Annotated in this window: 8 protein-coding genes; 4 read left to right on the plus strand and 4 right to left on the minus strand. The window is 55.8% G+C overall.

All coding sequences use genetic code 11. The features are described from left to right. Positions 1 to 10: 10 nt before the first annotated feature. Positions 11 to 2,050: a mu-protocadherin gene (locus tag RE6C_RS22910; protein WP_173401825.1), complete on the minus strand. Its 2,040-nt coding sequence runs from the start codon at positions 2,048 to 2,050 to the stop codon at positions 11 to 13. A 420-nt stretch (positions 2,051 to 2,470) separates the two neighbouring features. Here RE6C_RS22910 and RE6C_RS22915 point away from each other — a divergent pair, with 420 nt between their 5' ends. Next, on the plus strand, positions 2,471 to 3,706 hold the full coding sequence (locus tag RE6C_RS22915) for a DUF1559 domain-containing protein (RefSeq protein WP_008660500.1): 1,236 nt from the start codon (positions 2,471 to 2,473) through the stop codon (positions 3,704 to 3,706). Positions 3,707 to 3,950: 244 nt separating this feature from the next. Here RE6C_RS22915 and RE6C_RS22920 read toward each other — a convergent pair whose 3' ends face one another. Both RE6C_RS22920 and RE6C_RS22925 read right to left on the minus strand, forming a co-directional pair. After that, positions 3,951 to 4,139, minus strand: coding sequence for a hypothetical protein (locus RE6C_RS22920; protein ID WP_039963117.1), 189 nt, complete (start codon positions 4,137 to 4,139; stop codon positions 3,951 to 3,953). Positions 4,140 to 4,390: 251 nt separating this feature from the next. After that, positions 4,391 to 5,416, minus strand: coding sequence for a glutamine synthetase beta-grasp domain-containing protein (locus RE6C_RS22925; protein WP_008663091.1), 1,026 nt, complete (start codon positions 5,414 to 5,416; stop codon positions 4,391 to 4,393). A gap of 357 nt (positions 5,417 to 5,773) precedes the next feature. Between RE6C_RS22925 and RE6C_RS22930 the strand changes: the two genes are divergently transcribed. Beyond that, positions 5,774 to 6,367 carry a hypothetical protein gene (locus RE6C_RS22930; RefSeq protein ID WP_008660503.1) on the plus strand — a complete coding sequence of 198 codons (594 nt, stop codon included), beginning with the start codon at positions 5,774 to 5,776 and terminating at the stop codon, positions 6,365 to 6,367. 80 nt (positions 6,368 to 6,447) lie between these two features. Then, positions 6,448 to 6,879 carry a peptidylprolyl isomerase gene (locus RE6C_RS22935; protein WP_007326614.1) on the plus strand — a complete coding sequence of 144 codons (432 nt, stop codon included), beginning with the start codon at positions 6,448 to 6,450 and terminating at the stop codon, positions 6,877 to 6,879. 133 nt (positions 6,880 to 7,012) lie between these two features. On the opposite strand, the gene RE6C_RS22940 is transcribed toward RE6C_RS22935, so the two are convergent. After that, positions 7,013 to 10,123, minus strand: a complete 3,111-nt coding sequence (locus RE6C_RS22940) for an FG-GAP-like repeat-containing protein (RefSeq protein WP_236618447.1) — start codon at positions 10,121 to 10,123, stop codon at positions 7,013 to 7,015. A 190-nt stretch (positions 10,124 to 10,313) separates the two neighbouring features. Between RE6C_RS22940 and RE6C_RS22945 the strand changes: the two genes are divergently transcribed. Beyond that, a complete protein-coding gene (locus RE6C_RS22945) occupies positions 10,314 to 11,978 on the plus strand; it encodes an FG-GAP repeat domain-containing protein (protein ID WP_008660506.1) in 1,665 nt (554 codons plus the stop codon). Positions 11,979 to 12,081: the final 103 nt, after the last annotated feature.

Below are 12,081 nucleotides of genomic sequence, written 5' to 3' on the forward strand. Positions count from 1 at the left end.
GCGAGGCTTCTCAGGCGACCGCGGCCGCGTTGGAACTCGCCGCAGCACGCTTCGCCGCCACCATTTCCTGGTATTTCAGCCGCAGAACGTTCAGCCAGTACATGAGGTACAGGTTGGCGACAAAGGACACGAGCAGCAACGCATTGAAAAGAGTCTGCGTGGCCACCTTTTCGCGGTTGGATCGATCGCCATTGTCGGAGGTTGCTCCCGTCGTGGCACCTGCGGCGTCAGTCGAGCCGGAACCGAGACCTCGGGGTGGTGCGGCGCCGGCACTGGGCAATCCTGTCGGAGGCCCACCGGCGGACGTGTTGCTGTTTGCCACATAGGTTGGAACGGTGTTGGGATAGTTCGCGTTTTGATACGGGTATCCCGTAGCCGGATTGATGTTTGGATCGATCGGCGTGTAAGGCGGATTGGTTCCGTAATTCGGCACCTGAGGGTACTGAGTCTGGGGCTGAGCCGTGTTTGGATATCCGTTTCTTGGCGAGCCAGCGTATCCGGTTGGGATCGTTGGCGGCGGTTGCTGCGTGTTGGCGGTTGGGTACGTTTGGCCGTTCGGCCCATACGGGTTTGCCGGAGCACCGGAGGCGGGAGCTCCCGTGTTTGTTTGGCCGTAGCCATTGCTTGACTGATTGGCGTAGGTGGCGTCTGTCGAATTTCGACCGGTTTGAGTCGTTGTTGACGCATCACCAGGGAATGGGGGGCTGCCGGGATACTGAGAGTTGCCAGCTGGACTCGTGTTAGCGTTTGCACGATTTTCGGCATAGCTCGAAGAACCCACCGGTCGGCCGTTTTGACCAATGCGGTCGCCATAAACATTCAAGCGATATCCAAAACGATCGACAGGATTGCCGGCGTCATCGAAGTCGTAGCCGTTCTTGGGCAGTCGGGCTGCTTCGGCCGCGGTCAGGTGCGGGGCGTACTCATCCCGCTGGATCGTGTCGTCTCGATCAGTCGCCGTCGTGGAATATGGGGTTTCTCGACGTGAGGGGGAGTTGGCGAGTGCGTCCGAGCTCGATTGACCGTAGGGATTTTGTCCACTGATCCCACTGGGCATTTGATTGAAGTTGCCTGTGTTGAGTCCCGTGTTTGTGGCGTTGCGATTGGTTGCGTCCGAACCTGGTCGAGTCGTTGTGCCCGCGTTGGATGCGGTGGCGGAATTGTTGACGGGCGCGGTCGAAGGACGTTGGGCAGGTCGTTCTCCCAACGCGTACCAATCGTCGTCGTTGTTTGGCCAAGGTCGTGCGCTGCTTCCTGTGGACGCCGCCGGATCAGTCGATGGGCCTCCGGCACGGGCGGCGCGATCCGTGTTGTTCAGATTGGGATTCCCGGACAGATTGGAATTACCGGTGCCGGTGAACGGTGGAGGAGCTACGGTCGTTGAGGGATCGCGATTGGGGGCGGCTGCGTTTGTTGGGGCGGTGCTCGGTGTGCCCAGCCCGATGGAACGCCCGAAGGATTCGGCACCCGCACGAAGGCTGTCACCAAGCGATCCATTGTTTGCGGCACCGGTGGCGGTGGGGCCTTGCGCCAATGACGGCGGCATGCTGAAACCGCCGGTCGGTGCTCCGCCAGTTGGAGTGGGCGCATCGAATCCGCCGGGCATGCTCATGCCGTTGGATTGCGGCTTCATCAACCGAGTGACGCTGGGCGAGTTGACGTTCCCTGGAATGATCCCCGGTTGCATCGAATTGGATGACATGGGAATCGGAATCGGTCGACGGTCGTCCGATGCGATTGGCAATCCGCGAAGTGCATTTTCGTCCGAGACGACTTGCGAGACTCCGTAGGGATGCGATGCGTTGGTTTGCATCCAATTCGCAGGCATCTGCCGAGGCACGGGGCCATCGCCTACGCGAATGACGATCTCGCTGACGCGTCCTCGCACTTCCGGCGAAATCGTGCTGGTGATTTCACCGACGCGTTCGAGTTGATCGAGCTGGTCAGGCGGGACTTGGATGATGTATTTCACCCCATCGGCACCGTCCGGAGTCCATCCGAAAGTGATGCCCATCGTCGCGACCAACAATAACGTCACAGCGCCACCCATGGCACAATCCTTTGCTGTGTTCAGTTGTGGGCTTGGAAGCACATTCCGAGTGATTCACATCGCAGCCCATCGGGTTTCACGCCAAATCGTACCGGCGATGGCTGATTGAGGTAAAGCCCGATGTGGGGTGAAAACACAAGACTGTTTGGTGCCGGAACTTGAGATGACGGCTCGGCCTATTGAAACCGACTGTAGAGCAACCTTCGATCTAGAAGCACAGTTTTTCGGCAGATGGGGGGTGGCTGCTAGGGCACTCTAGTGGCCTCTGAGCCAGTTCTTTGCGACAATAACTTACAAAATATGCGTTTTGGAACGCGATGTTTCTGTACCTGAGGTCGACAGTGTCCTTAAGATAGAAAGGCATTTGCTCTGCTCGTATTGAGCGACTGTTTTTTCGTTTTGTTCCTAGGAGATGTTGTCATGAAGCGTTTTCGCGTTCAGCCAAAAGGTTTCACTTTGGTGGAGCTTTTGGTGGTCATTGCCATTATTGGCGTTTTGGTGGGGCTGCTGCTGCCGGCAGTGCAAGCAGCCCGTCGGATGAGCTGCAGCAATAATTTCAAGCAGTTGGGGTTGGCAATGCACAACTACCACTCGGCTTACAATCAACTTCCAATTCACGGAGTCGGAACTGGGGGGACAGCTGGAGGTGCTGCTCCGTTCGGAAACACTGGGGTTACTACCAATTGGTGGACCAACTACGGCGATGCGAATGCATGGCGATTGAGCATGTTGGTTGGACTGACGCCTTTCGTTGAACAACAAGGTTTGTGGGAAGAGATCAGTAATCCGAGTTTGATCAACGCTCTCGACCCAGCGACGCCACTCGGAACAGCATGGCCCGCTATGGGGCCAACCGTCGAGTTCCTGCAGTATCGACCATGGATGACCAATCTTCCCATGCTTCGCTGCCCAAGCGATCCCGGACAAGGATTGCCTGGGCAAGGCCGGACGAATTACGGTGCGTGCTTAGGTGATTCGATGGAGTGGTCGGTCCGTGGAACTAAATCACATGATGGGAACAGCGGTGAGAAAGTCAGCAACAATGGTTGGGCACAGAGGTCGCGGGCAGCGGATCGAGGCATGTTCGTTCCGCATACAACATCCAAATTTCGTGACGTTCTAGACGGTCTTTCTAATACTGTCGCCATGGCGGAATTGATCACTGATATTGGGGACCGTGATACACGTGGGATCCAGTCCATCAACGGAAACCCGCCCAACGAAGTGCGGGCCAACCCAAATTTCTGCGTCGAGGACGGCCAAATCGATCCGGAACGCCCGCAGTTCTGGCTCGCGGGCACTCCGATCCAGGGTGTGAATGGTGGACGTGGCTTCAAATGGGCCGACTTCCGGCCCAACTTCAGTGGTGTTCACACAATTGCTCCGCCCAACGCTGCCATTTGTGGAGGCAACAATGCCGGGCAGACGGGGATGTTCCCGCCATCGAGCCGTCATCAAGGTGGTGCTCATATTTTGATGGGTGATGGGGCGATCAAGTTCATCACGGACTCAATCGATGCAGGGAACCAAAACCACGAGATGGTTTGGCAGAATGCGACGATGGCAACCGCGAGACCAGGATCAAAGAGCCCCTACGGAGTTTGGGGATCGTTGGGCACAAAAGCGAGTCGCGAGGTCATCGACTTCGAGTTGTGATGCCAATGAAATGGCTAGAAAAATAACAAAAGCCGGTTTCGCTCAAGGAGCGAAGCCGGCTTTTTTACTAGCCACGAGCGAACTGGCGTAAATGCTAGATCGAATGCGTTATATCGGTCGTGCGCTAGCGGGCTGTTGATTCAATGAGCCGCACCGCGTTAGCGGCGGTTAGTCAGACGCCATTCGGGGCTAACGCCCATCGGCTAATTGTTGTCACTCGGTATACGACTAAATCAACAGGCTGCTAGGGCTTGGTATCGAGCGAATCGTCCATCGCGGCTTGTTCTTTGGCTTGTTCCGCTTGGTAAGCTTCAATCGCCGACTGGTCTGCGTCTTCCAGTGCAGTGCCCGGTTGTGATGGGCATCCAATTGCGGTGCCCAAGGTAAGGCAGCAAACAACAGCGAGGGCGCGACGAAGATTCGAGGCGTTCATGGGGCACTCCGGTCAAGAATTCGAAAAAGGACAGGCGTCAACAAAGTGGACGCGGGCTCGCCATTGTAACCGTTTGGAACGGGAGCGGTGTTGTTCTGAGCGGGGTCTGGCAGGTGTGAAGTCGATGTCAGCGCATAAAAAATGCCGAGCCACCTGGGTGACTCGGCATCGAATTTCAGAGTGATATCAACTGTGGCGATTGAAGTCGCTCACGATTGAATCGGCTCAGCAGCCTGGGCCGGGAACTTGGTTCAAACGCCGGCTGGGACGTTGGCTGTCTTGACCGTTGCGATGATTGCACTGGCAACCATGTATGGGTCAGCGTTCGAAGCTGGGCGACGATCTTCCAACCATCCCTTCCAGCCCTTTTCAACCGTGGCGATTGGAATGCGGATCGATGCGCCGCGGTCCGAGATGCCGTAGCTGAACTTGTCGATCGATTGCGTTTCGTGCAAACCGGTCAAACGCTGATCGTTGTCAGCACCGTAAACATCGATGTGCTCGGTGATACGAGGCTCGAAGGCTTGGCAAATCGCTTCGTAAACTTCTTTGCTGCCGCACGTACGCAGGGTCGTGTTGCTGAAGTTGGCGTGCATACCGCTGCCGTTCCAGTCGCCTTTGACTGGTTTGCAGTGGTAGTTGATTTCCATGCCGTACTTCTCGCCGGTGCGATCCAGCAAGTAGCGTGCGAGCCAAATTTCGTCGCCAGCTTGGGCAGCACCCTTGGCGAAGATTTGGAATTCCCACTGGCCCATCATGACTTCGGCGTTGATGCCTTCGACGTTCAAGCCAGCTTGCAAGCACAGTTCGAGGTGCTCTTCGACGATTTCACGACCGACTGCTTTGCCGGCACCGACCGAGCAGTAGTAAGGGCCTTGAGGTCCTGGGAAACCTTCAGATGGGAAGCCGATTGGTTTCTTGGTTTCTGGGTCGAAGATCGTGTACTCCTGTTCGAAACCGAACCAGAAGTCATTGTCGTCGTCCTTGATTGTTGCACGGCCGTTGCTGCGGTGAGGCGTGCCATCGGCATTCATCACTTCGCACATCACCAAGAAGCCGGTGCCCAAACGATCCGGATCGGGAACGCAGAAGACGGGCTTCAACAAGCAGTCGCTGGCTCCACCGGGGGCTTGTTCGGTTGACGAACCGTCGAACGACCACATTTCGGCGTCTTCCACTTTGCCGCTGAAGTCGTCGACGATTTTGGTTTTGCTGCGCATGCTCTGGGTCGGTTGATAGCCGTCGAGCCAGATGTATTCCAACTTACACTTGGTCATGGATGCGAGTCTCCTAAAGACTTTTTGGTGCCCTTGGCGGTCTTGCCAGAGCAAAGAATGAAACTGTCAGACAAACGGTTCTACCCAACCGCAGCAATGAAAAATGAACCAGCGTGATTCACTTCGATGCAGCCAACGGCCCTTAAAATACCCGAATTGACACGGATTACCAATGCTCAGAAAGGGAAGAATCTGGGGCGGTACCAAATCCGAATGCATTTGGGTTTAATGTTCGCTCTGTTACGAAGCAGCTGAATATGCCAGCTTGGTAAGCATTGCGGGAGCCATGGCGGTCAACGCAATCGTCAATTGCTTGTCAGGGAAGAATCTTCACCATCGCGTGGGCGAAACGGAATCATGTCCAATACACCAAACGATCCATTTGATCCAAATCGGGCCTATCAAAATCCATTGACTCCCGAAGTCGTTGGTGGTCCCGGGGGGCCCGGTGCTCAACCACCGGCCAAGAAAAAATGGCCGATGATTCTCGCAATCGTCTTGGGGCTCGGTTTCGTCTCGATGCTGATTTGCTGTGGCGTGCTGTGGTTTGCGATGTCAAAAGTCGGCGGTTTGGGTGCCGTTTTCGAACCCGTTCGAGCAGACCTGAACCGAATGCCCGAGGTCACCGACGAGATTGGCGAGATCGAGTCGATGTCGATGAACTTTGGCGAAACAGTCAACGAAGCCGAAGAGAATCCCGACTTCATCGTTTTCGATCTGGAGGGAACCAGCGGTTCCGCCAAAGCAGCGGTGAAAGTGGGACCGGGCGGCGGAGTCGATGAAGCCATCTTGATCTTGCCCGATGGGACTCGCAAAGAACTCAATGCTTCGAATCCGTCCTCGACAATTCCCGATGGCCTTGGTTCCGACGACGAGCCGATCGATGAGATGACGTTTGAAGACGAAACTGAGCGAGAACTTCGCGAATTGGAATCGTCGCTCGATTTGTGAGTCTTGTGACCGACGCGAATGGCGTTCTCCCAATCAACCCGACCAACAAACCGTTTTTACTTCTTAGACGAAAGTGACCGATGAAAGTTGCCACCTTTGACACCGATCGCGGAACGATTCGCATCGAATTGTTTGACGACAAAACTCCGAAGACCGTTGAGAACTTCGAAACGCTCTGCGAGAAGAAGTACTACGACGGATTGGTTTTCCATCGCGTGATTCCCAACTTCATGGTTCAAGGCGGTTGCCCCGAAGGCAGTGGACGCGGTGGACCTGGGTACCAGTTCGAAGATGAGTTCCACCCCGAGCTCAAACACGATGGCCCCGGCGTTTTGTCGATGGCCAACGCTGGCCCCAACACGAATGGGTCGCAATTCTTCATCACTCACGAAGCCCAGCCTCACCTCGACAATCGACACAGCGTGTTCGGCAAAGTCATCGAAGGCCAAGACGTCGTTGATGCGATCGAGCAAGGCGACACGATGAAGACCGTTCGCGTCACCGAAGAGTGAACTGACACTGTCCTCGGCAACCCGCATGCTGGGAATGTTCTTGATGCAAACGCGACCCCGGTGAATTCACCGGGGTTTTTTCATGTCGTTTCGGAATGGCCGAATCCAATTTCGGGCAATTCATCGGGATGCGTCAACGAAGGTTGATGGCTTGTGGTTTTCCCTGAACCATCAACCATTCTGAATCGGTTGCGAGTCCCGCAAAGCTTTGTTGCTGGTCGTCCGGCCACGTGATTTCGACACGAACCTCGTCCTCGGCATCCGGGCAGCTCAACATCCAACTCGCTTCCTCGTTGCAGAGGTAACTGCCACCGGAGGTTACCCAGTGCGTCCTTTTCCAGTCGCCAGCGGTCACGGTGATCTTGGTGCCGATTGCGTCACGGGAAGATCGCGTTCCGGTCACGCGTAATCTCAGCTTTGGAGCTGACGACTCGGTGTGATTGACGAGCAACGCGACAGGCTCGGTTTGGTGAGTCACCAACAGGTCAGGCTTGAAATCGCGATTGGCATCGATCGTCCACAGGCTGCGTCCGACATGTGGTTGAGAAAGGTATTCGCCAGAGGTCGCCGCGGGTTCGAAACGGCCGTTGTCTCCGTGGCGAAAGAACTGCATCGGCTGAGCATATTGGCTTCGGCGAGCAGGTCGGTCTGTTGCTTCTTCAGAAAGGTCATCCCGCTGGAAAATATCAACGTGGCCATTGGAAACGACTAACTCATTGTTTCCGTCACCGTCCAGGTCTGTCGTCGTGGTTCCAAAGCCAACCAGCGGCAATGTGTCTGATCCCAAGTCCACTGCCATGGTGGAATCACGCCAACTGCCGGGACCGGTTTGGAGATGAAGCGTGTTGTACTCCTGGTCAAAGTTCGTGACGTAGAAGTCAATTTTACCGTCGGCGTTGAAGTCATCCGCGGCGATGCCCATCGAACCCTGAGCGACCGATCGAACGTCAACGGCCAGCCCTCGTGGCAAGGCTGATTCGGTCCAGCTCATGTTTGCGGTGTCGTCGCTGGACGTTTGGTTCAAAGCACGCGACCAATAGAAGTTGCTGGTCATGTCATTGGCGACGAAGATTTGGTTGCCAATGCGATCTTCAAAGCGTCCGATTACCAGACCGAGACCGCGGCCGGCATCGGTGGCTTTTACACTCCACTGTTCGGTCACGTCGCGAAGGTTTCCGCGGAAGTTGGTTCGGAAGAATTGATCGTGATCGCCACTGAACCGCATCGGCGAGCACGATCTGGCTGGCTCGTCGTCCGAGTCGCTGCCACAAACAAACGTGACAGGATCCAAGCCTTCGCAGTAATTCAACACAACCAAATCCGACAGGCCATCCGAATCCAAATCAGCAAAGGCAGCTCCAGTGGACCAGCGTGATTCGTCTGGATTAGCGAGCCATTGATCGGTCGCGTTGATGAACGTTCCATCGCCTTGATTGATCAACAGCTCGTTCGGTCCATAGTTGGTGCACAGCAGATCGGGCCAGCCATCTTCGTTGAGATCGCCCACCGCGATTCCTTGTGCGAAACCACGGTCGTTGACACCGGCTGATTCGGGGGCTGTTGTGAACACACCGTTCTCGTTCCGCAGCAGAACGTTTGGCGGGGAGTCCTTTTGTGGTGGCGTGCCGCCTGCTGTGACCAATGCCAAGTCGCTCCATCCGTCGCGATCAAAATCCAGCGTCGCACCGCCGCATCCGAGTGTTTGATGCAGGCTGATCCCCGGTTGGTCCAGGTCATCGCCGGTCGAAGCTAAGAAGGCAATGCCGCGTTGTTTGGCTTCGTTGACCATTTCGATCGGACCAGTTTTTCCGCGATCTTCGTCCGCCATTTCGAGCTGTGGATCATCGATCACCGAAGGCGGCGTGTCACGCGGGTCTTCGTCTGATTGCTCGTCGAGGAATCGTTCGATGGAAGGTTGAAAAGCCAGATGGGAAAGATCCAGTTGAAGTTCTGGGAATTCTTTGGTCTGTTGCCAAGGCGTGTCGCGACGGAGTTCAGCGATCAGGTCCTTTCGCATTTGCTGCAGGTCGATCGTGTCGTCCTCCGGCAAGTGCATCGCGACGGAGATCCACGCTTCGGCTTCCCAGGGACGGCCCATTTCTCGCACGACGCCTACCATGTCAGCGATCACGGACCGCGAAATACGACCGGACCGATTGAAACGACGGCGAAGTTGATTGAATCGGTTGAGTTGTTCGGCTCGATTTCCAACCGCTTCGATCACCTGGGGACTCGCACCGAGCGAAGGGTTGCTTTGAAGGACCCGTTGCAGATCCAGCCATGAACGCGAAATGTCGGGATCGAGTTGAGCCGCTCGCAAATAAGCTCGTGCCGCTGAACCGGCGTTCCCAACCGCTTCGGACCACATGCCCATCGCCGTCCAGAAATGACGCCGCTGAGTCACTTCCGCGGGCAAGTTTGCCAGCGATGATTCGAGCTCCTTCCAATCCGCTTGTTCAGCAAGCAGAAGCGAACGCATTGCTGCGGCGGTCGCGTAATTCGGGTGACGATCAACAATCTTGTCCAGGCTTTTTCTTGCTTCATCGAATAAGTTTTGGTCCAGCGCCGAACGAGCCGCTCCGATCAACGGGCGGAGGTCATCCGGATTGCGCTGCACCATTTCGTCCAGCGGCTTTGCATCCATGGATCGGATCTCGGTGTCGGTCATCGTCATCAGCAGTTCGAGATCAAACTGCCTTTCCAAGATTAGCTTGCGTCCGTGTTCCAGGCCGGCTCCACGTTCTTCGGTGCCCATCTGCAGATCGAATAGCACTCGCCGGGTTTCGTGGCGATCCGGATGGGCGTTCACGACCTTTTCCAAAAAGGCCATCGCGTCGTGCGTTCGACCGGCGGAGATCATCGCGATGAGCGTTTCATCGACTCGTTTTGCGGAAGCGTAGTTTTCGACCTGGCTGGCTTGCTCGAGATAGTCGGCCGCCAGATTGGCTCGCCCGGTTTGATGTGCCACCCGCGCGACATACGTGATCGCGTCTGGATCTTCGCCGTGTTTTTCCAGCACGGCTTCGCGAAGCTGCCAGGCATCGTCCCACTTTCCGTTTCGACCGAGCACGCGCATGCGTCCCAGTGGTCGCTTAGCGGTGACCTCTTCATCGGTATTGCTCGTAGTGGTGGAGCGAGGGCATCCACCGCAGAGGGTCAACAAAGCCCAAATAGCAACGAATCGACCTGCCGCGGGACGGCAGCGACGGAGAGAATTCTTTATCAAATAACAAGCAGCGTTCATGGCAGTCATTGTATCTCAGCAATTGCTTTGGCATGAGCGGCGGGGCTAAACTGCCAACGGTATTTCGTTGTTTCCGATGTGGTTTCGCGGTCCACCCTGTCAGCGGGAGGACGTCCTCCGCTCGTTTTTCGATCACCCTTCTACTTGGAACAATTTTTTGCTTTTCGGTACGCACACGACACTCACTCGAATGCTCTGTTTCGGGTTGGCCATCGGAGTGCTTTCGATCGAAATCGGATGCAGGCCTTCGTCTGATTCGTCATCGGACGACGTAGACAAAGAAACGGTCCAATCCAAGAAAAACGATCCCGTTTCGGACACAGCCAAAGTCACCGATTCGCGATCGCTTGATGACCGATTGGTTGAGCGGGTTCGTCCTCAGGTCGAGGAGTTCTGTTCGACTTGTCATGTGATGCCCAGTCCCAGCGGCGCACCACAATCCGAGTGGCCGCAGGTGGTCGATCAGATGTACATGACTTACCAGGAATCAGGCCGCACGGACGTGATCGTTCCGGACCGCACGGAAACAGTGAAGTTCTTTCAGTTGCAGGCACCCAAGTCGAAGGGGCTGCCGTTCGCCGAGCAAGAATTTGGGCGGAGCCGTGCGGATTGGATGCAACGTTCCGTAGATCTGCAAACGTCACGCCCGCCCGGGATCAGCCACCTGCAATGGATCTCATCCGGACTCGGTGATTCCCCGGCGCTCGTTGCCTGTGATGTAAACACCGGGGCGGTCTTTGCGACGTGGCCAGGTGAATCGGAAAGCATGACAAAACGTTTGGCAACTCTGTTTCAACCCGTCCATGTCGAACCTTGTGACATCGACGCGGATGGTTTGTTGGATCTGATCGTCGGCGATGTCGGTGAGTTCAATGCGGCGGACAGCGACCTTGGTCAAGTCGTCGTGCTTCGCCAGTCAAAGCCGGATGAAACCGATGAGGTCGGAACCATGGAAAAGATCGTCTTGGCCGATGGGCTGGGACGAGTTGCCGAGGTTCAACCAGGTGATTTTGATTCCGACGGCGACCTGGATTTTGTTGTCGCGGTTTTTGGTTGGAGAAAAACGGGTGGGCTGTTCTTATTGAGACGCGACGGAGAAGTCGACATCTCGCTAGGAAGCAAAGCTTTCACGATGGAAACAATCGATGAGCGAGCCGGCCCGGTCAACGTTCCCACAATCGATCTGAATGGGGACGGGCATTTGGACTTTGTCGCCCTAATTAGTCAGGAGCATGAGTCCATTGAAGCGTTCTTCAATGACGGGACGGGGCAATTTCGAAACGTCGCCCTGTATTCGGCTCCTGATCCGTCTTATGGTTCAACCGGCATCGAACTGGTTGATCTGGATGGTGACGATGATATCGATGTGCTGTTCAGCAACGGTGATTCATTTGACCGAGGTGCAAAGCGTCACCACATGGTTCAGTGGCTCGAGAATCCATTCGAGGACCAAAGCCGCTGGGTAGAATCACCCGCATCAAAACCTGACCAAGCTCCGAGAGCTGAGTTTGTGCATCATCCACTGGCCGTTATGCCGGGTGTGTTGCGAGCGCAAGCGGGAGATTTTGATGGAGATGGCGACCTGGATGTGGTCGCGGGCGCGCTGCTGGCTTCACCGACGATCAAGCGTTGGCGGGGAAGCGGTTCGCCATCGCTGTTGTTGCTTCGACAAAGCGAGGACGGTGTTTTCGAAGGCGAGATCCTTGAGACCGATTTCCAATACCATCTGACGTTGGAGGTCGCTGACATGGACGCCGACGGCATCGACGAATTCGCAATCGGCAACTTCTTTCGAGACGAAGAATCCGATGATCCTCACGTCGAATGGTGGAAGCAGCTGAAGGCTGCGGACTGAGGTTCTCCGTTGAAACTCGCTGGTACGCTTTGGGCGTTCTAACTTCTTAGCGGAATAGTGCGAGCCATCCGGTTCCTCACCGGGGGGATCGCGTCACTCCGCT

Origin of the sequence: Rhodopirellula europaea 6C (assembly GCF_000338295.1) — a bacterium.
In the GTDB taxonomy this organism is placed as follows: Bacteria; Planctomycetota; Planctomycetia; order Pirellulales; family Pirellulaceae; genus Rhodopirellula; species Rhodopirellula europaea.